This window comes from Arthrobacter sp. 05L44, from assembly GCF_056397605.1.
In genome coordinates this window covers 15,423-39,282 of sequence record NZ_JBFTNS010000001.1, presented here as the reverse complement: position 1 = coordinate 39,282, position 23,860 = coordinate 15,423, and the positions used below count along the sequence as shown (strand labels likewise).

At 66.0% G+C, this 23,860-nt stretch carries 19 protein-coding genes and 1 tRNA gene; 15 read left to right on the top strand and 5 right to left on the bottom strand.

The features are described from left to right. Positions 1 to 40: 40 nt before the first annotated feature. Positions 41 to 1,036 (top strand): NADP-dependent oxidoreductase, encoded by a 996-nt coding sequence (locus tag AC1DHY_RS00180; RefSeq protein ID WP_476877954.1) that lies wholly within the window; start codon positions 41 to 43, stop codon positions 1,034 to 1,036. A gap of 45 nt (positions 1,037 to 1,081) precedes the next feature. Next, positions 1,082 to 1,945, top strand: coding sequence for an alpha/beta fold hydrolase (locus AC1DHY_RS00175; protein WP_476877955.1), 864 nt, complete (start codon positions 1,082 to 1,084; stop codon positions 1,943 to 1,945). Here AC1DHY_RS00175 and AC1DHY_RS00170 read toward each other — a convergent pair. Then, the gene (locus AC1DHY_RS00170; RefSeq protein WP_476877956.1) at positions 1,936 to 2,649 is read right to left on the bottom strand and encodes an SDR family oxidoreductase; all 714 of its coding nucleotides are present in this window, start codon (positions 2,647 to 2,649) and stop codon (positions 1,936 to 1,938) included. The two genes, AC1DHY_RS00175 and AC1DHY_RS00170, sit on opposite strands and share 10 nt — an antisense overlap. A gap of 189 nt (positions 2,650 to 2,838) precedes the next feature. Here AC1DHY_RS00170 and AC1DHY_RS00165 point away from each other — a divergent pair, with 189 nt between their 5' ends. After that, complete coding sequence (locus AC1DHY_RS00165; RefSeq protein WP_476877957.1) at positions 2,839 to 3,441, top strand: TetR/AcrR family transcriptional regulator; 603 nt, start codon at positions 2,839 to 2,841, stop codon at positions 3,439 to 3,441. Positions 3,442 to 3,470: 29 nt separating this feature from the next. Here the strand turns inward: AC1DHY_RS00165 and AC1DHY_RS00160 are convergent, their stop codons facing one another. The 4 genes from AC1DHY_RS00160 to AC1DHY_RS00145 form a co-directional block, all read right to left on the bottom strand. Beyond that, on the bottom strand, positions 3,471 to 4,088 hold the full coding sequence (locus AC1DHY_RS00160) for a hypothetical protein (protein WP_476877958.1): 618 nt from the start codon (positions 4,086 to 4,088) through the stop codon (positions 3,471 to 3,473). Positions 4,089 to 4,185: 97 nt separating this feature from the next. After that, positions 4,186 to 4,261, bottom strand: a tRNA-Lys gene (locus AC1DHY_RS00155). Positions 4,262 to 4,379: 118 nt separating this feature from the next. After that, positions 4,380 to 5,558 (bottom strand): PQQ-dependent sugar dehydrogenase, encoded by a 1,179-nt coding sequence (locus AC1DHY_RS00150; RefSeq protein ID WP_476877959.1) that lies wholly within the window; start codon positions 5,556 to 5,558, stop codon positions 4,380 to 4,382. A 32-nt stretch (positions 5,559 to 5,590) separates the two neighbouring features. Then, the gene (locus tag AC1DHY_RS00145) at positions 5,591 to 6,667 is read right to left on the bottom strand and encodes a sunset domain-containing protein (protein WP_476877960.1); all 1,077 of its coding nucleotides are present in this window, start codon (positions 6,665 to 6,667) and stop codon (positions 5,591 to 5,593) included. 104 nt (positions 6,668 to 6,771) lie between these two features. Between AC1DHY_RS00145 and AC1DHY_RS00140 the strand changes: the two genes are divergently transcribed. The 12 genes from AC1DHY_RS00140 to AC1DHY_RS00085 all read left to right on the top strand — a co-directional run bounded on the left by AC1DHY_RS00140 (position 6,772) and on the right by AC1DHY_RS00085 (position 23,842). Continuing rightward, positions 6,772 to 7,710 carry a LysR family transcriptional regulator gene (locus AC1DHY_RS00140; protein WP_476902991.1) on the top strand — a complete coding sequence of 313 codons (939 nt, stop codon included), beginning with the start codon at positions 6,772 to 6,774 and terminating at the stop codon, positions 7,708 to 7,710. 138 nt (positions 7,711 to 7,848) lie between these two features. Next, the gene (gene ilvD, locus AC1DHY_RS00135) at positions 7,849 to 9,570 is read left to right on the top strand and encodes a dihydroxy-acid dehydratase (protein WP_476902990.1); all 1,722 of its coding nucleotides are present in this window, start codon (positions 7,849 to 7,851) and stop codon (positions 9,568 to 9,570) included. A gap of 436 nt (positions 9,571 to 10,006) precedes the next feature. Further along, positions 10,007 to 11,905, top strand: a complete 1,899-nt coding sequence (locus AC1DHY_RS00130; protein ID WP_476877963.1) for an acetolactate synthase large subunit — start codon at positions 10,007 to 10,009, stop codon at positions 11,903 to 11,905. 2 nt (positions 11,906 to 11,907) lie between these two features. Next, positions 11,908 to 12,420 (top strand): acetolactate synthase small subunit, encoded by a 513-nt coding sequence (gene ilvN / locus AC1DHY_RS00125; protein WP_476877964.1) that lies wholly within the window; start codon positions 11,908 to 11,910, stop codon positions 12,418 to 12,420. 84 nt (positions 12,421 to 12,504) lie between these two features. After that, positions 12,505 to 13,530, top strand: coding sequence for a ketol-acid reductoisomerase (ilvC, locus tag AC1DHY_RS00120; RefSeq protein ID WP_476877965.1), 1,026 nt, complete (start codon positions 12,505 to 12,507; stop codon positions 13,528 to 13,530). Between the two features lie 128 nt (positions 13,531 to 13,658). After that, the gene (serA, locus tag AC1DHY_RS00115; protein WP_476902989.1) at positions 13,659 to 15,254 is read left to right on the top strand and encodes a phosphoglycerate dehydrogenase; all 1,596 of its coding nucleotides are present in this window, start codon (positions 13,659 to 13,661) and stop codon (positions 15,252 to 15,254) included. 203 nt (positions 15,255 to 15,457) lie between these two features. Then, complete coding sequence (locus tag AC1DHY_RS00110) at positions 15,458 to 18,247, top strand: ABC transporter permease (RefSeq protein ID WP_476902988.1); 2,790 nt, start codon at positions 15,458 to 15,460, stop codon at positions 18,245 to 18,247. Further along, entirely contained in the window at positions 18,244 to 19,011 is a 768-nt protein-coding gene (locus AC1DHY_RS00105; protein ID WP_476877968.1) for an ABC transporter ATP-binding protein, read from the top strand. The genes AC1DHY_RS00110 and AC1DHY_RS00105 overlap by 4 nt, the downstream gene beginning before the upstream one ends. A gap of 9 nt (positions 19,012 to 19,020) precedes the next feature. After that, a complete protein-coding gene (gene metG, locus AC1DHY_RS00100; RefSeq protein WP_476877969.1) occupies positions 19,021 to 20,580 on the top strand; it encodes a methionine--tRNA ligase in 1,560 nt (519 codons plus the stop codon). A 356-nt stretch (positions 20,581 to 20,936) separates the two neighbouring features. After that, positions 20,937 to 21,860, top strand: coding sequence for a hypothetical protein (locus AC1DHY_RS00095; RefSeq protein WP_476877970.1), 924 nt, complete (start codon positions 20,937 to 20,939; stop codon positions 21,858 to 21,860). Positions 21,861 to 21,959: 99 nt separating this feature from the next. Further along, a complete protein-coding gene (locus tag AC1DHY_RS00090; protein WP_476902987.1) occupies positions 21,960 to 22,727 on the top strand; it encodes a class F sortase in 768 nt (255 codons plus the stop codon). Positions 22,728 to 22,789: 62 nt separating this feature from the next. Further along, positions 22,790 to 23,842: a 3-isopropylmalate dehydrogenase gene (locus AC1DHY_RS00085; RefSeq protein ID WP_476877972.1), complete on the top strand. Its 1,053-nt coding sequence runs from the start codon at positions 22,790 to 22,792 to the stop codon at positions 23,840 to 23,842. The last annotated feature ends 18 nt before the right edge of the window (positions 23,843 to 23,860 follow it).

The window sequence follows — 23,860 nt, the reverse complement described above, 5'->3', positions numbered from 1 at the left end:
CGTGGGGAGTCTTGTTGACTCGAGGAGCGTTAGGAAGATCATGAAGGCTTTTGCCGTCACCTCATACAAGGGTCCGCTGCAGGAGGTCGACGCGCCCGAGCCCGTCCTCGGCGAGCGGGATGTCCTCATCAGGGTCCAGGCTGCGGGCGTCAACGTATTGGACGAAAAGATTCGGGCGGGCGAGTTCAAACAGATCCTGCCCTACAAGTTGCCCCTCATTTTGGGGAACGACGTCGCCGGAACGGTGATCCGTGCCGGCGCGGCCGTGCGTCGATTCAGGGAGGGCGACGTGGTGTACGGGCGCCCAAGCAAGGACCGCATCGGCACTTTCGCCCACCGAATCGCCGTAGCTGAAAGGGACTTGGCCCTGGCGCCCTCCTCGATCAGCATTGAAGAGGCCGGTTCACTCCCGCTTGTGGCTCTCACTGCCTGGCAGGCCCTGGTCGAGAAGGGGCACGTCCAGCCGGGCCAGAAGGTCCTTATCCACGCCGGCGCCGGCGGGGTGGGAACCATGGCGATCCAACTCGCAAAGCACCTCGGCGCGACCGTTGCGACCACGGCGAGCCGAAAAAAYGCGGACCTCGTGCGCGAGCTGGGAGCGGACATGGTCATCGACTACAGGTCGGAAGACTTCGAGGATCAGATGAGTGGCTTCGATCTGGTGCTGGACAGCCTGGGGGGCGAAAACCTCGAGAAGTCATTGCGCGTCCTGAGGCCAGGTGGCAAGGCTATCGGCATCTCCGGCCCGCCCGACCCCGCGTTCGCCCGTGAAATCGGACTAAACCCGGTCCTGCGCCTCGCGATCACGGCTCTCAGCCGAAAAATCCGGAAACAGGCGAAGAAGCTCGGCGTCAGCTATGAGTTCCTCTTCATGCGGGCCGACGGCGACCAGCTCGGCCGCATCACTGACCTCGTCGACGCGGGGGTGCTGAAACCCGTCGTCGGCCGCGTGTTCCCCTTCGAGGCAACCATCGAAGCGCTGCGCAGCGTGGAGCAGGGCGGCACCCGCGGCAAAACTGTCATCTGCATCCCCTGACCCACACCACTTCCCGACGGCCGACTGTCCTACCGAAAGATGATCATGACAATTCCAAACGGCGAACCCGCCGTTATTTCTTATGCCAACGTGCCCACGCAGTCCATCACCGCCGGCGGGATCAGCTTTGCCTACCGTGAACTGGGGCCCAAAGGCGGCATCCCAGTCGTGTTCTTCGTGCATCTGGCCGCTACCCTGGACAACTGGGACCCGGCCATCATTGACCCGATCGCCCAAAACCGTCACGTCATCGCCTTCGACCAGGCCGGCGTGGGTGGCTCCTCTGGCGGGGTACCTGAGACCATCGAGGAAGCAGCGGACGACGCCTACACCTTTATCACCGCCCTGGGGTTCGAGAGGATCGACATCTTCGCGTTCTCCATGGGCGGCATGATCGCGCAGGACCTGGTCGTCAAACACCCGGAACTCGTCCGCAAGCTTGTCCTCACCGGCACGGGTCCGCGCGGAGGCAAGGATATGGACAGGGTTACCCGCACCACCTACTACGACATCCTGCGAGCAACGCTCTCCCGGTCGGATCCAAAGGAGTTCCTCTTCTTCGACCGCAATACCACTGGTAAACGCGCCGCGAAAGAGTTTATTGCGCGTCTGGGAGAACGCACGGCCAACCGTGACAAGAAGATCACCACCAAGGCTTTCCGCACGCAGCTCAAGGCGATCCAGAGATACGGCCGCTCCCGGCCATCGGATCTGTCGATCATCACGCAGCCGACCCTGATCGCCAACGGCGACAACGACCGTATGGTCCCCTCAATCCTCTCCGAGGACCTTCACCAGCGCATAGCCGGCTCGGAGCTGATCATTTATCCGGACTCCGGACACGGGGGGATCTTCCAGTTCCACTCCGTGTTCGTGCCGGTTGTCCTTAAGTTCCTTGGCTACGCGTGAGGTGCCTTCAGCTCCGGGTACAGCGCCTCTAGGGGTGAACTGAGCGCGGCCTTCACGCCGGCGGTGGTTGCGTCCGCGATGACCTCGTAAGCGTCTTCCTCGACCCCCGCGTATACGGCCTGAACAAGGTCAGCGGGGGTCATTTTGGGACCGTGGGCGTTGGCGGCCATGGGGGTGTCGACATAGCCCATATGTACGCCGAGCACATGGACGCCCTGCGGTGCCAGCTCGAGCCGGAAAGAGTTCGTCGCGGACCAAAGTGCAGCCTTTGAAGCGCTGTAGACCCCGCCGAACGCGTACCAGCTCGCCACGGAGTGCACATTCACCAGTACCGAGTCCGGCGCCGCAGCGAGTATCGGGGCAAAGGCGCGCGCGACGAAGACTGGGCCAAAAAAGTTCGTCTCCATGTTTCGGCGGAGGTCCGACTCCGGGATCTCCAACAGGCTGGCAGTTGGCGGATTCGCGCCGGCATTGTTGATCAGGACTGTCACATCCGCTGCCGCGTCGGCTGCGGCGCGGATGGAGGCCGGGTCCGTGACGTCTAGGGCCAGTGGCACGACGCGGGCATCTTCCCAGGTCCTGGGGGTGCGGGCGGTGGCGTAGACCTTGGAGGCTCCGCGAGCGAGGGCGTCCTGCACGAAGTGCTCCCCGAGGCCCCCGTTCGCTCCGGTGACGAGGACAACGGCATTAGTGATCGATGGCATGAATTGTCGCTTTCTCTCCTGCGGTGCACCCGTTCAGGCGCAGTCCTTTACGGGATGTCACTGCGGTTGTCCCCACCGGGGGTGCCCGGACGTCTCCATGGAAGAATAATCAGGGTATCGCCGAGCATAATCGACAGTGACTATACTCATAATTGAGCTTGGTCAATCTTTATTCCCGAAGGAAGCATCATGCCCACCGCTCCAGCGGCGCCCGGCCGGCGCGAACGCAACAAGCAGGACAAACTTGAGCGCATCACCCTCGCTGCTCGCGAACTCTTTTCGATGTACGGCGTGGACGACGTAACGACACAGCAGATCGCCGACAAGGCGGATATCGGGACCGGAACCCTTTTCCTCTACGCCAGGACGAAGGGCGAACTGCTCCTGCTGGTGCAGAATTCGGCGTATGCCGATGCCCTCGTCCAGGGCATTGCCGCCGCCGACGATACCGCTGACATGCTTGATGCCGTGATGGCCATCGTGCGTCCGGTGGTGGAGTGCAACCGCACCCAGGTGGACAACGGGCGGACGTACCTGCGGGAGATTGTCTTCGGCGACCCCGAAGAGCCGCACCACCGTGACGCCCTCGGGCACACGCTGGAGACTGAGAGGGCTATCTCCGCAGTGCTCCAGCGGGAAGGCCGGGTAGAGTCGGCGGACGCGGCAACCCTGGCGCACGTCATCTCTGCGATCGTGTTCACCACCCTGGCAGTCACGAGCAATGTCGCAAGCAGTGTTCCCGATCTTCTTGTCGAGATCCGGACCCAGGTCCGCGCGATTCTTCCCGGCTGACGGCTACGCGGCGTGGGACGCCGGGAGCTTCACAGGCCGGCGGGGAACGTAAATGTTGCAGGCAACGGTGCGGGCGCTGTTCCCCGGAACAGGACGATCTCATCGTGGGCCTTGAGCGCGAGGGCCCGGATCGGGCCGGTCCGCTGTTTGCCGTTGACCATGACAGACCAGCCGGTTGTGTCCGAGTGGGCGGTACCCGGCTGTCCGGTGCCGTCGAGGACGCCCCACTCGGTGAGGAGCTGGCCAAGGGTGTAGGTGTCCCCGGCTACGGGCGCCTCAATGTGGATGATGCCCGAATCGTCGTGGGTATGCAGCGCCGAGATGCCATTCGGCTGGCCGCCCGGATTAAAGCTGAAGCCGATGTCCGCCGGAACAGCGACGCGCTTTCCGTCCTCGAACACGTCCAGGTGCGCGTGGAAATGCTCTGCCGCCCCTTCCATGTCGAGGATCGGCAGGCCTGCGGCCTTGATCCTGTCCGCGCCGCGTTGAGGATCCAGTTCCCAGCCGCTGGCGGGAGACTGTGTGGCGGAGGGGCTGGCTGCGGGCGTTGAGGCGGCGGCGCCCGGGCCCGGGGTGGCCGTGGAGCACGCGGCGAGGGTGAGTGCGGCAGCTCCCAGCACCAGGGAGAGGGGGATCAGCTTCGTCACGGTGCGTCCTTCGTTTGAGGAGTGATTGCGCGGTTGGAGTGGTACACAAAAAACCCCGCCTTTACGGCGCTTGGCCAATAAAGACGGGGTTTTTCCTTGGTGCACCCCCCGGGACTCGAACCCGGAACCCATTGATTAAGAGTCAATTGCTCTGCCAGTTGAGCTAGAGGTGCAGCTGTTGTTTTTGTTTCCCTCGGGCTTTTTATTTCCCGCGGTGTTCTCCGCAACGACATGAAACTCTACACGAGTTTTGGTGGAGTGTGAAATCGGGCGTTCGACGTCGGCCCCCGACTAATCGGACAGGGTCAAAACCAGCACAAAGTCGGGGTTTTGGCCGTTGCTGAGAACCCAAAGACGCCCGTCCGGCGCAAGCGAAACGTCGCGGATCCGGCCGTACTGTCGTGTGAAATAGCCCACAGGTTCACCGGCGTTGGTTCCACGCAGCGGCACACTCCACACACGCTGTCCACGGAGCGCGCCCAGATAGGCCGTACCGCGGACGATCGTGAGCCCGCTCGGGGAGGATTCCGCCGTCGACGGCCACACCACTTTCGCGTCCTCGAAGCCCCCGCGGTGCGGTGCCCCAGTCACCTGCGGCCAGCCGTAGTTGCCGCCGGGGACAATCAGGTTGAGTTCATCGTCCACGTCGGGGCCGAACTCGCTCGCCCACAACCGTCCGGCGCTGTCCCAGTCGAGGCCCTGCACGTTGCGGTGGCCCAGGCTGTAGACCGGGTTGTCGCCGAACGGGTTGCCTGGCGCCGGCTTCCCGTCCGGGGTCAGCCGCAGGATTTTCCCGCCGAGGGCGTTGCGGTCCTGCGGCTGTTCACGGCGCTGGGAGTCGCCGGTCCCCACGTAGAGGAATCCGTCGGGGCCGAACCGGATCCTTCCGCCGTTATGGGTGGAAGCCTTGGGTATGCCCGTGAAGATCACCTCGGGCGCGTCGAGGGCAGGCAGCCCATCGGCGCCAAGCCGGAAGCGGGCGATCCGGTTGTCCGATTCCGACGTGTAGTAGGCGTACAGGTACCGCCCGACGGCGGGGCCGGCACCGGGGGAGCGGGTGGGGGAGATGGCCGGGGACAACGCAAGGCCCAAGAGGCCCCCTTCGCCGTTGGGGACGACGCCGGGCACCTTGCCGACGGTCGCTGCCGCGCCGGTGGCCCCGGGGGCCAGGAACTTCACCACGGCGCTGTCACGCTCCGAGATCAGGGCCGTCCCGTCCGGCAGGAAGACCGTCGACCACGGCTGCTGAAGGCCGGCGTCGATCCGGGCCGTCAGCCTTGGGGCCGCCGGGCCGGTTGGGCTGGCTGCGGGCTGGCTGGCCGCGGGCGTGCCGGTTTGGGGCGCAGCACTGGCGGTTGGCCCGCCAGTCGCGGAAGCGCCGGCCTGACTGCCCGTCGGACCACCCGCGGGGCTGCCGGTGCAGCCGGCTGCGGCCAGAACCAGGACCGCCGTCGCCGCTGCGGTTGCCACGGCAGTGCGCCGGGGCGACCGCAGCGGTATCGCTACAGCCGTGACCGGCGCGGCGGCCGGAAGCCCGCCGCTTCGGCGTGGGCGGCCGACAGGAACCAGACCTCGGCACGGGTCTCTTCAAAGGACGGGCTGGTGTCCTCGTGGTAGATCATCGACGACGCGTTCCCCTTGACGGTGAAACCCTCCGGGCCGCTGCCGTCGGGGGCGGGCGCGGCCGATCCCTCGCCGTAGGGCTGCTCGACTGCCAGGTGTCCGGCGGGAGCGGTGGAGTGGCTGGCCGACCCCTCCGAGGCAGCGGCCGAGCTGGCGACCTGGGCGGTTTCAGCATCCGCAGCCTCAGCCGCCGCGGACTCTGCTCCTGGAAGTGTGGGGGCATGCGGCTCGGTGTATTCGGCGTGGTGCACGGGAGCCGGCGCAGCGGCTCCCGCGGTTCCCTCTACCGTTCGGGACGTCGGCGCCTCCGTGGTCCGGGTGTCCGCCATGGATTCGGCCCGTACGTCGGCAACGGGTTCGGCCGGGGTAATGGCGTCGGGCTGGGCAGAGGGCGCAGGCATTGCTTCGTGGTCGCCATGCGCGGCCTGGTCGTCGGGGACCGGAGCCTGCTCGCCGTGGTCCGCCGGGCCCTGGGCTCCCTGCGCTCCGTGCGGCAGGTCGTGGCGCGGGGCCGGGTGCGCGTCGGCCGCGGGCGTCTCCGACCACTGCGTTTCCCATTCTGCGGCGCTCGCGGTTTCTGGCGAAGCGGCAGCCGTGGGTGGGGTCGCTGCCGGGGAGGCGGCCGCGTCCCCGGATCGGACGGCCTCTTCGGACTGGCCCGCGACGGCATCGACGTCGTCGTCAGCCGTGGTCGGCGGCTCCGGCTCCGCATTGCTGAATCCGGCGGCGGTCGGTATGCCCGTGGTGGCAGCAGCGACGGCCGATGCCGCCGTCGTTCCGCCGGACAGGGCGCCGTCGTGGCCGGACGAGGTCCGCGGAGCCTGGCGGGCGGTAGCGGTTTCAGACCCGGCGGCCGTCGAGGTCCCGGCGCCGCTGCGGGCATTGTTGCGGTTCAGCAGCCACCACACAACGCCGACAATCAGCACGATGACGATGAGCCAGATAATCCAATCCATAGCCGAAACCTTCCGTCCAGGCGGCAGGGTTGCCGTTGCTTGACGTTACGTCCGGCCCAACACGGCTGTCCACCCTCGTGGAGCCGCCCGTGTAGCCTCGCCTGATGGACTTTAAGCGACTGCGGATTCTTCGCGAACTGGCGGACCGCGGCACGGTGGGGGCGACGGCCGAGGCCATGCGGGTCACGCCGTCGGCGGTCTCGCAGCAGCTCCGGACCCTGCAGGATGAACTCGGCGTGACGCTGGTGGAGAAAGCAGGCAGGGGAGTCCGGCTGACCGAGGCGGGGCTGGCCATGGCCGGTGCCGCGACAGACGTGTCCACGGCCATGGCGCGCGCCGAGGCCACCATCGACACCTACCGGCTGGGCCGGCAAACCCACATCAAGGCGGCATTTTTCCCCAGCGCCGCGGAAATGTTCCTACCCGGGCTGCTGCACCGGGTGAAGCACATTGAGGGCCTCCGCTTCGAAGCGCATTTCGAGGACCCGGGAGTCGCCGGATTCGCTGCCCTCGCAGCTGACTACGACATCGTGCTGGCGCACAGCGTCGACGGGCCGGACGTCTTTGCCCGCCAAGGCCTCCAGGTCATCCCGCTCATCGACGAGCCCCTTGATGTGGCGGTCCCGGCCGACCACGCCCTGGGGGGAAAACAGACGCTCAGCGCGGACGACGTCGTCGGGTTCCCCTGGATGGGCGTGCCGGATGGCTTTCCGTTCGACACGGTCCTGCGCCAGATCGAGCTCCAGGCCGATTCCCGGGCCGTGCGGGCCCAGCTCTTCCCGGACCTCCGGGTCCTCGAAGCCCTGGTCAGTGCCGGCCACGGGCTTAGCCTGCTGCCGCGCTACACCGCCCTGAAAAACCAGGGACGGGGATTCGTGCTCCGTCCACTCCGCGGCGTCAAGGCCAGCCGCAGCATCGTGGCCCTGGCCCGCCCCGAAGCCGCGGCCCGGACCACCATCCAGCAGGTACTCTCGATGCTCAAAGCGGAGGCGCAGACGGTGGCGGCGGCGCCCGAACTGCGTGACGGAGCCGGCCTGGCCTAGGCCCCATTAGCGGGTCTCTACATCGAATCCCAAAGTGTGAGACGGATGTCCACCATTTGGTCGAAATATTCCCGCATTTGGGCTTAATGAGCCAATCCGGCTCGTTCCGGCCAACGGCGGAGCCCTAGACTTTGAGCCATGAGTCAGGACACCCACACCCCAGCAGAGACCAAGCCGGACATCAAACCCCGTAGCAGGGTCGTCACCGACGGCATCCACGCAGCGCCCGCGCGCGGTATGTTCCGCGCGGTCGGCATGGGCGACGACGACTTCGCCAAGCCCCAGGTGGGCGTGGCCAGCTCGTGGAATGAAATCACTCCCTGCAACCTGTCCCTGAACCGGCTGGCCCAGGGCGCCAAGGAAGGCGTCCACGCCGGCGGCGGGTTCCCGATGCAGTTCGGCACCATCTCCGTCTCCGACGGCATCTCCATGGGCCACGAGGGCATGCACTTCTCCCTGGTCTCCCGCGAGGTCATCGCCGACTCAGTGGAGACCGTAATGCAGGCCGAGCGGATCGACGGTTCCGTGCTCCTGGCCGGCTGCGACAAGTCCCTGCCGGGCATGCTCATGGCAGCGGCCCGCCTGGACCTCTCCAGCGTCTTCCTCTACGCCGGCTCCATCATGCCCGGCTGGGTCAAGCTCGAGGACGGCTCCGAGAAGGAAGTCACCCTCATTGACGCCTTCGAAGCCGTGGGGGCCTGCGCCGCAGGCAAGATGAGCATGGAGGACCTCACCCGCATCGAGAAGGCCATCTGCCCGGGCGAAGGCGCCTGCGGCGGTATGTACACCGCCAACACCATGGCCTGCATCGGCGAAGCCCTCGGCATGTCGCTCCCCGGCTCCGCCGCCCCGCCCTCGGCCGACCGCCGTCGTGATGACTTCGCGCGCAAGTCCGGCGAGGCCGTCGTGAACCTGCTGCGACTGGGCATCACGGCCCGCGACATTATGACCAAAAAGGCCTTCGAGAACGCCATCGCCGTGACCATGGCGTTCGGCGGCTCCACCAACGCAGTCCTGCACCTGCTGGCCATCGCCCGCGAGGCCGAGGTGGAACTGACTCTGGAAGACTTCAACCGCATCGGCGACCGGATCCCGCATCTGGGCGACCTCAAGCCGTTCGGCCGTTACGTTATGACCGACGTCGACAAGATCGGCGGCGTCCCGGTCATTATGAAGGCACTGCTCGACGCCGGCCTGCTGCACGGCGACTGCCTCACCGTCACCGGCAAGACCGTGGCCGAGAACCTCGCCTCGATCAACCCGCCGGATCCGGACGGCAAGGTGCTCCGCGCCATGGACAACCCGATCCACAAGACCGGCGGCATCACCATCCTGCACGGCTCGATGGCTCCCGAGGGTGCCGTCGTCAAGAGTGCAGGCTTCGACGCCGATGTCTTTGAGGGCTCCGCCCGCGTCTTCGAACGCGAGCAGGGCGCCCTCGACGCGCTCGACAAGGGCGAGATCAAGGCCGGCGACGTGGTGGTCATCCGCTACGAAGGGCCCAAGGGCGGCCCGGGCATGCGCGAAATGCTCGCCATTACCGGCGCCATCAAGGGCGCCGGCCTGGGCAAGGATGTCCTGCTGCTCACGGACGGCCGCTTCTCCGGTGGTACCACCGGACTGTGCATTGGCCACGTCGCGCCGGAAGCGGTCGACGGCGGCCCGATCGCCTTCGTCAAGGACGGCGACCGCATCCGGGTAGACATCGCCTCGCGGACGTTTGACCTGCTGGTCGAAGACGCCGAGCTCGAAGCCCGCAAGGTGGGCTGGGAGCCGCTGCCGGCCAAGTTCACGAAGGGTGTTCTGGCCAAGTACGCCAAGCTGGTGCACAGCGCCTCCACGGGCGCCTACTGCGGGTAGCTCCCTCAGCGCGGGCGACCACGCTTAATAAGGGAGGCTCCGAGGGGCCCCAAGCGAACGGCGTCCGCGCCGTCCGCTTGGGGTAGGAGACTCCCGCCTGCCGCCTGGACGGGCCTGGTACGAGGGGGAGTGGGGAGTTCAGTAGGTGGACGATGAAGTCCACATGGTGAGACAGGAGTCGGGCTCGTTGACACCTGTCTCGCCCAGAGGGAACACTGAACGCATGATCGAGATCGTTTCCGGCGGCGCTTGCGCAGCTGCAGTCGTCGTACTTACCAAGCGCGTGGCTCCATAGCCCGACTGGTAACGACCCGCCACGCGCAACCCCTCGAAGAGCCGCCAGGCTGAGGGGTTTTTTTATTTCCGCAACACCAGCACCACCCGCATCACCAGATCGCCGAAGATCCACCCGTAGATCCACCGAAGGAAGAGTCCGATGAGCAAAGGATTGCCGATCAGCCCCTCGCTGATGGCCACAAAGTCCGCTGGAGCCCACAAGGCTCCGGAACGCGTCGAACGCCCGGCCGATGCCGGCGTCGAGCATGCTGCTGCCTCTCCCGTCCTTGGGCCGAACAACGTCGTACCCCCGACGATGATGACCGGCTCGCAAGCAATCGTCCGCTCGCTCGAAGAACTCGGCGTCGAGGACATTTTCGGTTTGCCCGGTGGCGCAATCCTGCCCACCTATGACCCCTTGATGGCCTCCAGCATGAACCACGTGCTGGTCCGTCACGAACAGGGAGCCGGCCACGCCGCGCAAGGCTATGCCATGGTCACCGGGCGGGTTGGCGTCTGCATCGCCACCTCGGGCCCCGGTGCCACCAACCTCGTTACCGCCATCATGGATGCCCACATGGACTCCGTGCCGATGGTGGCCATCACCGGCCAGGTTTCCAGCGGAGTCATTGGAACGGACGCCTTCCAGGAGGCGGACATCGTCGGCATCACCATGCCGATCACCAAGCACTCCTTCCTGGTCACCGACCCCAACGACATCCCGCACGTGATGGCGGAGGCTTTCCACCTGGCCTCCACCGGCCGGCCGGGTCCCGTCCTGGTGGACGTGGCTAAGGATGCCCAGCAAGGGCAGATGACGTTCTCCTGGCCCCCCAGGATCGACCTCCCCGGGTACCGCCCCGTGGTCCGCGGTCACAACAAGCAGGTCCGCGAGGCCGCCCGGCTGATCGCCGCCGCCACCAAGCCGGTGCTGTACGTCGGCGGCGGTGTGGTCAAGGCCCACGCCTCCGCGGAACTGCGGGAACTGGCCGAACTCTCCGGCGCACCGGTGGTCACCACCCTGATGGCCCGGGGCGTGTTCCCGGACTCCCATCCGCAGCACGTCGGTATGCCCGGCATGCACGGGACGGTGTCCGCTGTGACCGCACTGCAGCAGTCCGACCTGCTGATCACCCTGGGGGCCCGTTTTGATGACCGGGTCACCGGCATCCTGAAGTCCTTTGCCCCGCACGCCAAGGTCATCCACGCCGACATCGACCCGGCCGAGATCTCCAAGAACCGCACCGCCGACGTGCCGATCGTCGGCTCCGTCAAAGAGATCATTCCGGAGCTCAGCGAGGCCCTGCGCCAGCAGTTCGAGGCCTCGGGCACCCCGGACCTGACCAACTGGTGGGCCTTCCTGAACAACCTCAAGGAGACCTACCCGCTGGGCTGGACCGAACCCGAGGACGGTCTCAGCGCACCCCAGCGGGTCATCGAGCGGATCGGTGCCCTGACCGGACCCGAAGGCGTCTACGTCGCCGGCGTCGGCCAGCACCAGATGTGGGCGTCCCAGTTCATCAAGTACGAACGCCCCCACGCCTGGCTGAACTCCGGCGGGGCCGGCACCATGGGCTACGCCGTGCCTGCGGCCATGGGCGCCAAGGTGGGGGAGCCGGACCGCGTGGTCTGGGCCATCGACGGCGACGGCTGCTTCCAGATGACCAACCAGGAGCTCGCCACTTGCGCAATCAACAAGATCCCCATCAAGGTCGCTGTCATCAACAACTCCTCGCTGGGTATGGTCCGCCAGTGGCAGACCCTCTTCTACGAGGGCCGCTACTCCAACACCGACCTCAACACCGGCCATGACACCGTCCGGATCCCGGACTTCGTCAAGCTGGCGGACGCCTACGGCTGTGCGGCGTTCCGCTGCGAACGCGACGAGGACATCGACGCGACCATCCAGCAGGCCCTGGCGATCAACGACCGCCCCGTCGTGATCGACTTCGTCGTCAGCCCGAACTCCATGGTGTGGCCGATGGTGCCCGCCGGAGTCAGCAACGACCAGATCCAGGTTGCCCGCAACATGACCCCGGACTGGGAAGAAGAGGACTGAACATGACCCGCCATACACTTTCGGTTCTGGTCGAGGACAAGCCCGGTGTGCTGACCCGCGTGGCCAGCCTCTTTGCCCGGCGCGCCTTCAACATCAATTCCCTGGCCGTCGGCCCCACTGAGGTCCCGGGCATCTCCCGGATGACGGTCGTGGTCGACGCCGACGGCGAGCTGATCGAGCAGGTCACCAAACAGCTGAACAAGCTGGTCAACGTGATCAAGATCGTCGAGCTCACCCCCGAATCTTCCGTACAGCGCGACCACATCCTGGTCAAGGTACGTGCGGATGCCGCAACCCGGCTGCAGGTAACCCAGGCAGCCGACCTGTTCCGCGCTTCAGTGGTCGACGTCTCCACAGAGTCGGTGGTCATCGAGGCCACGGGCCACCCCGACAAGCTCACGGCACTGCTTTCGGTGCTGGAGCCCTTCGGCGTCCGCGAAATCGTGCAGTCCGGCACCCTGGCCGTCGGCCGAGGGTCCCGCTCCATGAGTGACAGGGCTTTGCGGTCCGCCTAACAGGCAGGCCCCAGCCCCCGCATCAAATCCCCACCCCGTTTTTCACAGACAACACCAAAGAATCCATTCAAAGGAGACACCCCAGTGACTGAAATGTTCTACGACGACGACGCCGACCTGTCGATCATCCAGGGCCGCACCGTCGCCGTCATCGGTTACGGCTCCCAGGGCCACGCCCACGCCCTGAGCCTGCGCGATTCCGGTGTTGACGTCCGCGTCGGCCTGAAGGAAGACTCCAAGTCCCGCGCCAAGGCCGAGGCAGAGGGCCTGCGCGTGCTCAATGTTGCCGACGCCGTCGCCGAGGCCGACCTCATCATGATCCTCACCCCGGACCAGGTCCAGCGCCACGTCTACGCCGAGGACATCGCCCCGAACCTGCAGGCCGGCGACGCCCTGTTCTTCGGCCACGGCTTCAACATCCGCTACGGCTACATCAAACCGCCGGCCGACGTCGACGTCGCCCTCGTCGCCCCCAAGGGCCCGGGCCACATTGTGCGCCGCGAGTTCGAAGCCGGCCGCGGCGTGCCCGACCTGATCGCCGTCGAGCAGAACCCGTCCGGCAAGGCCAAGGAACTGGCTCTGTCCTACGCCAAGGCAATCGGCGGCACCCGCGCCGGCGTCATCGAGACCACCTTCACCGAAGAGACCGAAACTGACCTCTTCGGCGAGCAGGCAGTCCTCTGCGGCGGCGCCTCGCAGCTGATCATGTACGGCTTCGAGACCCTCACCGAGGCCGGCTACAAGCCCGAGGTCGCCTACTTCGAGGTGCTCCACGAGCTCAAGCTGATCGTCGACCTGATGGTCGAAGGCGGCATCGCCAAGCAGCGCTGGAGCGTTTCCGACACCGCGGAGTACGGCGACTACGTCTCCGGCCCGCGCGTCATCACCCCCGAGGTGAAGGAAAACATGAAGGCTGTCCTGAAGGACATCCAGGACGGCGCCTTTGCCAAGCGCTTCATTGACGACCAGGACGCCGGAGCCCCGGAGTTCAAGGCCCTGCGCAAGAAGGGCGAGGACCACCCGATCGAGGCCACCGGCCGCGAACTGCGCAAGCTCTTCTCCTGGATCAAGAACGAAGACGACTACACCGAAGGCTCAGTAGCCCGCTAAGGCGATTGACCGGCAGGGAAGCCGGACACCATTACTTGGGGTCCGGCTTCCCTGCGTTGAGCACCACACGTACCACCCGTTTCACCAAAATCCCCACCTGATACACAAGAGAGCTAAAGAGGTCACCGGTGACAAGCACCAAACCTGTTGTACTCCTCGCTGAGGAACTTTCGCCCGCCACAGTCGAGGCCCTCGGCCCGGACTTTGAAATCCGCCAGACCGACGGCGCCGACCGTTCCCAGCTGCTCTCCGCGATCGCCGACGTCGACGCGATCCTGATCCGCTCCGCCACCCAGGTGGACGCCGAAGCCATTGCCGCCGCGAAAAACCTCAAGGTCATCGCCCGCGCCGGCGTCGGACTGGACAACGTCGATATCAAAGCCGCCACCCAGGCCGGCGTGATGGTGGTCAACGCGCCGACGTCGAACATCGTCTCCGCCGCCGAACTGACGGTCGGCCACATCCTCAGCCTCGCCCGCCATATTCCGCAGGCCTCCGCCGCGCTAAAGGACGGCGAGTGGAAGCGCTCCAAGTACACCGGCACGGAGCTGTTCGAGAAGAAGGTCGGCATCATCGGCCTCGGCCGGATCGGCGCGCTCGTCGCGGCCCGCCTGAAGGGCTTCGACACCAAAATCCTCGCGTACGATCCCTACATCACCTCCGCCCGCGCCGCCCAGCTGGGTGTGCAGCTGGTGACCCTGGACGAGCTCCTGGCCCAGTCGGACTTCATCACCATCCACATGCCGAAGACCCCGGAAACCGTTGGCATGCTCGGTGCGGACGCTTTCAAGAAGATGAAGAGCACGGCGTACGTCGTCAACGTCGCCCGTGGCGGCCTGGTGGACGAGGAGGCGCTCTACGCCGCCCTTGAAGCCGGCGAGATCGGCGGCGCCGGCGTCGACGTCTTCGTCAAGGAGCCCAGCACTGACCTGCCGTTCTTCAAGCTCGATAACGTGGTGGTGACTCCGCACCTGGGCGCCTCCACCGACGAAGCCCAAGAAAAGGCCGGCGTCTCGGTCGCCAAGTCCGTCCGCCAGGCCCTCGCCGGCGAACTGGTGCCCGACGCCGTGAACGTCGCCGGCGGCGTCATCGCTCCGGACGTCCGCCCCGGCATTCCCCTCATCGAGAAGCTGGGCCGGATCTTCACAGCCATGACCCACGCCTCGCTGACGCAGTTCGACGTCGAAGTGGCGGGCGAGATCTCCGAACTCGACGTCAAGGTGCTCGAACTCGCAGCCCTCAAGGGCATCTTCGCCGACGTCGTCACCGAACAGGTTTCCTACGTCAACGCCCCTGTCATCGCCGAGCAGCGCGGCATCAACGTCCGGCTCATCACCACCCCGGATACGGAGTCGTACCGCAATGTCCTGACCCTGCGGGGCGCCCTCAGCGACGGCAGCCAGATCTCGGTGGCCGGCACGCTGACCGGACCCAAGCAGATCCAGAAGCTCGTTGGCATCAACGGCTTTGAGGTGGAAATCCCGATCAGCGAACACCTGGTGGTTGTGGCCTACTCCGACCGGCCCGGCGTGATCGGAACCATCGGCCACATCCTGGGCATGAACAACATCAACATCGCCGGAATGCAGGTGGCCCGGCAGACCGAGGGCGGCCAGGTCCTGGCTCTGCTGACCATCGACAGCTCCGTCCCGCAGCAGGTCCTGGAAGCCATCAAGGCCGGAATCGGCGCTGACATGGTCCGCGAGGTCGACCTGGAGGACTGAGTCCCCGCCGCGGACGCCGGCGGCGGCAACACCGCCGCCGGCGGCCACGAATGAGCGGCCGGTCTGCGTACAATGGCTAGGTCCGAATTTCGGATTAGGCCGGCAGACCGGCCTTTACTTTTGCACACCGGGCCTTGGGACGCCTTCAGCTCCACACGGAGTGAACTGCGGTGTGCGCACGCAATCCAGCTTTCAGGAGCCCAATGAACGCCGTCCAGAGGTTCATCAGAAGCAGAGTGCTTTTGCTGACCGCGTCCATTTTGATCGTGGCCATGTGCCTGTCCGTCCTCGTGCAAGGCCAATCTCAGGCCGCGCTGAACCGCACCGTGGACCAGAACTCACGGGGCCTCTACGACGTCCTCGTCCAGGCCAAGGCGAAGGACAGCGGCGGCCTGATGCAGCCGGAAATCGCCACCGGCCAGGGCGGCATCAGCTTCGACCAGTTGGAATCGATCCGCAAGCTGTCCGGCACCTCGGTGGCGGCCCCCATCAGCCTGGTCTCCCGCGTCTCGCAGAACCTCGAAACGCCGCGGCTCGACGCCACCGACTACCTCGGCTACAACGCGGGCCTGGCCGGTACCGCGGGTGACCCCAGCGCCACCGATCCGTCCAAGTGGCCGGCTGCCGAGTCCGTCCTGAGCGATACGGCCAAGAAGTACCGCCTGACCGCCAGCGCCGTGAGCTCGGACGGCAAATCCGAGCAGACCCTGTTCAAGACCACTGCCGAGGGCTCCCTGGGCAAAGCCAAACTCGTCGAAGAGCAAGTGGCCGGCGGCAAGAGCGTCCGTATCGCGGGCCCGGAGGGGGAGACCGGCATCAAGTTCCCGGCCCCGGCCGGCGGCTCCGAACACAATCTCTTCAACCTCTCCGTCGGGCTGCCCCTCGCTCCCCAGGTCACCGAATCCGTCGTCGCCGTCGACCCCGTCTCAGAGCGCGCCCTCCTGGGCGGGTCCGGCGACTTCCTGGCCCCGCTGGAGAAGGCACCGCCGGCCGATGCCCGCAACGCCGGCGCAATCGGCCGCCACTTCGAAAGCCTCTTCACCAGCGGCATCAGCATGGAGCAGCTCAAAGAAGGCCCCGACTTCCTTGGCGTCAAGCTCAAGTACTGGGCGCCCCTGATGACGCAGTACCAGCAGGCCAAACGCTCCGGCCAGCTCACCGCCGATTCGCAGGCCATTCCCCTGATCGTCCGCTCCGGCACGTCCCTGGACCTGAAGTACTCGGTCAAGATCGAGGAAATCGACGACGCCGGCAACGTCACCAAAGACGTCGGCACCGCTACCCGCTCGCTGGACAAGGACTACCTCCCGTTCGTGTCCAAATCGCCGTTCGCCCTGTCCTGGCCCGGTTCCAAGGACCTGTCCAAGCTGATGGGGGACACCGGCAGCTTCGGCCAGGGCCTGTACAACCCCGCAACGTGGAGCACCGATTTCGCCGCCGCGCCCAAGTACAAGGACGGGAACACGGCCGGAAACGGTGCCGTTGACAAGTCCGCTGTCCCCGGCGACTGGGTCACGGTCAACCGGCTTCCCGAAAAGGGCGCCAATGATGCCCCGGTCGACCAGACACAGCGCACCCCGGTGGATGAGCGGGCGTACCGCGAGAACCTCGCGACCGGCAAGAAGCCTGCCACCCCGCTCGCCATGGTCTACGGAACCTTTGACCCGGCCAAGGTCCAGGAAGCAGCCGGCGACGTCAACCGCCTGCCCCTCGGCGGCTACGATCCGACGCCGATGACCCTGACCAAGGACGCCGACGGCAAGGACGTCGCGCACACCGCGCTCAAGCCCTCGCTGAGCGCCACCGGACTGGTCAGCCAGTCGGCCGGCGCCATCACCGACTACTACGGCCTGGCCGCCGCCCGCGGCTACGAGAAGAACGCCTCCGTCATCGACGCCGTGCGTGTCCGCGCCAATGTGGACGGCAGCTGGAAGCAGGCCCAGCCCGAGGTCGAAAAACTTGCCCAGCAGATCCGTGACATGGGCCTGGAAGCGACCGTCGTGGCCGGCTCCGCCCGTGAGGACGCCAGCATCTTCGTCCCGGGCTACTCCAAGGACGACGCCGGCAAGGAATCACCGCTGGGCACCGTCCAGCAGTCGTGGGTGCGGCAGAACGCCGCCGACGCCGTCTCCGGCTCGCTGACCGGCACCAACCTCACCCTGCTGTTCCTGACCCTGTGCGGTGCCGCTCTCCTGACCGGAGCGTCCACCGTCAGCTATGTCCGCAAGCGCCGGCGCGAAGCCGGAACCCTCCGGGCGATGGGCTGGACGCAGCGGAAGATCCGGTCCTGGGTCCTAGCCGAGTTCGGCGTCGGCGCGGCCCTGCTGGCCGTGGCCGGAATTGCCTTGAGCCTGATCAGCTGGAACCCCGCCACCGCGGTGGTGTCGGCCTCGGTCCTGGTCCTGTACTGCGGCGCAGCCTTCTTCGCCGCACAGCAGCTCCGCCACCGCGAGGTCATCGACCAGGAACCGCAGCACGACGAACGGCTCATCCCTGTGGACTCGCCGCTGACCTTCGCCAGCCGGCAGTTGAGCACCAACAAGTTCAACACCGGCTCGCTGGCGGTCGCCGTCGGCGTCTTCGGTGCCGCCGTGGGCGGCCTGGCCGCACTCCTGATCGACATCCCGCGCGCCGCCGGCGCCAGCGCACTGAGTGGGCTGGCCGCGGCCAGCATCGCCATGCCGAGCATCATCCTGGGTGTCTCCGGGGTGGCCGTCGGGCTCCTGCTGACCATGGTCACCGGCCGGTTCGAGCTCGGTGCCAAGCGGGAGTACCTCGGCATCCTGCAGGCCATGGGCTGGAACCCGGACATGCTGGGCCAGGTCCGCTTCTTCGAAAACGCCATGGTGGGAGCCATCGCCGTGCCCCTGGGTGTCCTCGGCGCCCTCGCTATCGGCTTGCTCCTCGCCCCCTATGCCGCACTCTGGGCCGGAATCGCCGGACTCGTGGCTGTACTTTGCTGGATTCCGATTGCAACGAAAGTGGTCCAATGACTAACGAGCTGAACCTGACCAGGGCGGCCCGGAACCGGATGCCGGAGAGCACCGGGAACGGCAGCCACCAGACCCGCGCCAACACGATCGTGAAAGCCACAGACCACGCCACTCCGCTGGAACTGAGCAACATCACCATCCACTACGGCGGCGGCAAGGGCGGCGCTGAAGCCGTCAACGTCGTTGACGACTTCAACATGACCCTGCACGCCGGCGAAATGCACTGCGTCGCCGGCCGCTCCGGCTCGGGCAAGACCAGCATCCTGACCGTCGGCGCGGGCCTGACCCTGCCGACGTCGGGCCGGGTGTTCTGGGAGGGCGACTCGCTCGAAACCATGGGCGACGACGAGATCGCCGACCGCCGTCGCGCGCTGATCGGCTACGTCGACCAGGGCGGCGCCCTGATTGACGGCATGAGCGCGTTGGAGAACGTCCTGCTGCCCGCCGTGCCCGACGGCGAGGTCGAACAGCGGCGCGACCAGGCCAAGGACCTTCTTGACCTGGTTGGCCTGGGCCGGCGCATGCGCCACCGTCCCGCCCAGCTCTCCGGTGGTGAACGCCAGCGCGTCGCGATCGCCCGCGCCCTGATCCTCGGCACCCGCGTGCTGGTGGTCGACGAGCCCACGGCGAGCCTGGACCGCACCTCGGCCAACCGCATTATCAGCATCCTCAAGGACACGACGTCGGACGGTATCGCTGTGCTCGTGGCGTCACACGACCACGAACTCGTCCGCCAGAGCGATACCCTGACCGAACTGATCTAGGTTTATAACGTGACGCCTTCCGAAAAAACCCCGTTCTACATCACCACGGCCATCAGCTACCCCAACGGGGTGCCTCACATCGGCCACGCCTATGAGGTCATCGCCACGGACGCGATGGCCCGGTTCAAGCGGCTGGACGGCTACGACGTCTTCTTTATGACCGGCACTGACGAGCACGGCCTGAAGATGCAGCAGACCGCGGAAAAGGAAGGCATCCCGGTCAAGGAACTGGCCGACCGTAACTCCACGGCATTCCGCCGGATGAGCGACGACCTTGGAATTTCGCTGAACCGCTTTATCCGCACCACTGACCCGGACCACTACGAGGCGGCCAAGGCCCTGTGGCAGCGGATGGAAGCCAACGGCGACATCTACCTGTCCAAGTACGCCGGCTGGTACTCCGTCCGTGACGAGCGGTACTTCGTGGAGGACGAGACCGAGGTCCGCGAGGATGGCCTCCGCTACGCCTCCGAAACAGGCACCGAGGTGACCTGGACCGAAGAGGAAAGCTACTTCTTCAAGCTCTCCGCCTACCAGGACCGGCTGCTGGCCCTCTACGGGGACCAGCCGGACTTCGGTGCACCGCACGGCCGCTTCAACGAGGTCGTTAGCTTCGTCAAGGGCGGCCTGGAGGACCTCTCCATTAGCCGTACCTCCTTCAACTGGGGTGTTCCGGTACCGGGCAACCCTGATCACGTGATGTACGTCTGGGTTGACGCGCTGACCAACTATTTGACCGGCGTCGGGTTCCCGGATACCGAATCGGACAGCTTCCAGAAGTATTGGCCGGCTGATGTCCACGTGATCGGCAAGGACATTTCGCGGTTCCACGCGGTGTACTGGCCGGCATTCCTGATGTCCGCCGGGCTGGAACTGCCCAAGCGGGTCATGATCCACGGACACCTGCACAACCAGGGCGTCAAGATGTCCAAGTCGCTGGGCAACGTCGTGGCGCCAGCAGACTGGGTGGCACAGTACGGGCTGGACCAGGTCCGCTTCTTCCTGCTCCGCGAGGTGCCCTTCGGTGCCGACGGCAACTACAGCCACGACGCCATTGTTGGCCGGATGAATTCGGACCTGGCGAACAACTTCGGCAACCTCGCCCAGCGCTCTTTGTCCATGGTGGCGAAGAACTGCGAGGGCCGCGTTCCGGTTCCCGCCGGCTTTAGCGCGGAGGACGCAGCGTTGCTGGGCCAGGCCAAAGGCCTCCTTGGCATCGCCCGCACCGCTTTCGAGAAGCAGGAATTCAGCCGCGCGCTGGAGGCCATCTGGAACGTTCTGGGTGACACCAACGCCTACTTCGCCGAGCAGGCCCCGTGGGTGTTGCGGAAGACCGACGTCGAACGGATGAACACCGTCCTGTACGTCACCCTCGAAGTACTGCGGATTGTGGCGATCCTCGCCCAGCCGGTCATGCCGACGTCGGCCGGGGCCATCCTGGTTAGCCTGGGCCAGCCGGAGGGCGACGCCCGGGACTTCGCGGCGCTCGACACACCGATCGCGGCCGGCGCAGAGTTGCCCGCACCGGCGCCGGTGTTCCCCAAGTATGAGGAGCCTGCAGAGGCCTAAGGCGCCCCGCCTACTCCGCCGAGGCGGTACCGGGTGGCAATACTCCGTGAGGAGACGATTGCCACCCGGTACCGCCTCGCGGCGCTTAACGCACAGGTAGTTCCGGCCCAAGAACGGGTAATTTCCCGCCCGAAAGGGGCAGCGAATACTCGGGACGCGGCTCTTTCCCCCGCCCTAGCCTGACAGCGTTAGCGGGCTGACAAAGCTGCTGGGGAGTATCTGTCATCACTCATTCTCGCTCTACAAGGCCTCGAACAAACCGTTCATTGGTCTCAGGTGGTTACTCCGCGTAGTTCAGTCAGGTCGGAAACTGACTCTGAACGGAGCGACGTACGGTGAAACGACTAATCGCAACTATGGGGATCTTTGGCCTCGCCCTGCTGGGGAGCGCGGCCACTGCAAATGCAGCACCTCCGAGCAATCCTGCCGGGGTGCACACGGGCGGCTCGTCTGCCGATTCACACCCGGGCAAGCCGGCCGCACCGGACAATTCGAACAAGCCTGATAACGCGAATAAGCCGGACAACTCGAACAAGCCGGATAACCCGAATAAGCCGGACAACTCGAACAAGCCGGACAACTCGAACAAGCCGGACAACTCGAACAAGCCGGACAACTCGAACAAGCCGGACAACTCGAACAAGCCGGACAACTCGAACAAACCGGAAGTTCCGTCCGTGCCCGACAATTCGAACAAGCCGGACAAGGGCGACAAGCCTGGCAACGGCAATGGTGGCCAGTCGGGTGATCACAACGGTAATGGCAACGGCAATGGTGGCCAGTCGGGTGATCACAACGGTAATGGCAACGGCAATGGTGGCCAGTCGGGTGATCACAACGGTAATGGCAACGGAAACGGCAACGGAAACGGGAACGGTGGCGATCACAACGGTGACGGAAACGGCAACGGAAACGGGAACGGGAACGGTGACGGCGATGGACATGGCCACGGCGGAGACCACAACGGTGACGGCGATGGACATGGCCACGGCGGGGACCACAACGGTGACGGCGATCATTGCGGTTGCGATGAGCCGGCCAAGCCCGCGACTCCGCCGGCAGTGAAGCCGGTCAAGCCCGCGACGCCGCCAACCGGCGCAGCCACGGGAGCACCGGCTCCGGTGGTGGCCAACGTTGGGTTCAACGTCCAGACGGCGGTCGCCAGCACTCCTGCTGCGGGCATTCCGCTGTGGCTCTCGCTTCTCACTGGAGTACTCACCGCGGGGGCTGCCACGGCCCTCCTGCGGGGCATGCTCCGAAGCGGCAAAGCCACCAGTTAGGTAAGGTGCGGGCCGGCTGCCAGTGTGCAACCGGCCCGCACAGCCATTGCAACCCCGCACAGTCATTGCAACCAAAGGTACAGCTCACCAGGAGCACTCATGGCCCTCAGCAGCAAAGCCGACAGTTCCGCCACTGCGGCACCCCGCGTCCTGCTGATGCGCGGCCGCGACAAAGTGCTTCTGGCGGCCTGCCTCATTGGACTCCTTACAGCGTGGATCCTCTACGCAGCTTTCGGCGTCAACGGCGTTGGGAACGCCTCGTCCGAGCCCGTAGCGGCATCCCTGCCAACGGCCGCAGCCGCGGCAACTAATCCTGGAGCAGTCGCCCTGCGGCCGAGTCCGGGTCCGTCCGCCGCGCGGCCTCCCGCCTCCCCGAAAGCGGCGCCCCAGCACACGGCACCGCCCAGGGCGCAGGGGCCCGTGGCCTCCGTTCCGCAGCGGATTTCCTACCCGGCGGCGCAGATGGACGTCGCCATTCATCCGCTGCAGCCGACACCGGGTGAGGCTGCAAGCCAGAGCATCGTGCCCCCGGAGACAATGGACGGCTACTGGCTGGCGCCGTTCGGTACGCCGGGGGCCGGATCGACGAATACCACGTACGTCGTCGGACACAGCTGGCAGGGCGTCGAGGCGCCGTTCAATCGGCTAAGCACCTTGGCCAGGCCAGGGGACACGCTGACGGTGCAGACGGCGACCGGAGCCATTGCGTACAAAGTGGACTCCGTCACGACCTACGTGAAAGCGGGTTTGAAAGACAGCCCGATCTGGGCCGTGGTTCCGAACAGGCTGGTCCTGATCTCCTGTTACACCGGTGATCTGTGGGGCCAGAACGTCGCCGTTGTGGCGTCGCCGGTCACAGGGAGCTAGGCCCCTTTCCGCATAATGAGACAATTTGACCAGCATGTGGATTGCGCAGCTACGCTGAATCCATGAGCGCATCCACGATTGACCTGGCAGTTATCCCCGGCGACGGCATTGGCCCGGAAGTAACCGCCGAGGCGCTGAAAGTCCTCGAGAAGGCCGCCGCCGCAGAAGGCATCGTCCTGCAGCAAACCCATTATGAGCTGGGCGCCCAGCACTGGCTCGAGACGGGGGAGACCCTGCCGGCGGAAACCCTGGCGGACCTCCGCACCCGGGATGCGATCCTCTTCGGTGCCGTGGGCGCCGCTCCCGGCGACACCCGCATTCCCTCCGGGATCATTGAACGTGAACTGCTGCTCAAACTCCGGTTCAGCCTCGACCACTTTGTGAACCTGCGCCCCTCCCGGCTGTACGCCGGTGTCGGCAGCCCGCTGGCCAACCCCGGAGAGATCGACTTCATCGTGGTCCGGGAGGGAACCGAAGGGCCCTACGTCGGCAACGGCGGCACCCTGCGCGAGGGGACACCCCACGAGGTAGCCACGGAAGTCTCGCTCAACACCGCTCACGGCGTCGAACGGGTGGTCCGTGATGCGTTCCGCCGGGCCAACGCGCGCCCGCGCAAGAGGCTGACGCTGGTTCACAAACACAACGTGCTGGTCTTCGCCGGGCACCTGTGGAAGCGGACCGTCGAGGCCGTCGCGCAGGAGTTCCCGGAGGTTACCCATGACTACCTCCACGTTGATGCCGCAACGATCTTTATGGTCACCGATCCGGCGCGCTTTGATGTGATCGTCACGGACAACCTCTTTGGTGACATCCTCACCGACCTCGCCGCCGCCGTGACCGGCGGCATCGGCCTGGCCGCGTCCGGAAACATCAATATGGACCGCACAGCACCGTCGATGTTTGAGCCGGTGCACGGCTCGGCTCCGGACATCGCCGGCCAGCAGAAGGCCGACCCGAGCGCCGCCATCCTGTCCGCGGCCCTGTTGCTGGACCACCTGGGCTACACCGCAGCGGCCCGGAAGATCGAGGCGGCAGTGGCAGCCGACGTCGAAAGCCGCGACGGGAGCTTCCGCAGCACCGCCGCGATCGGCGACGCGATTGCCGCCTCTCTCTGACACCCGGCCCGCTCGCCG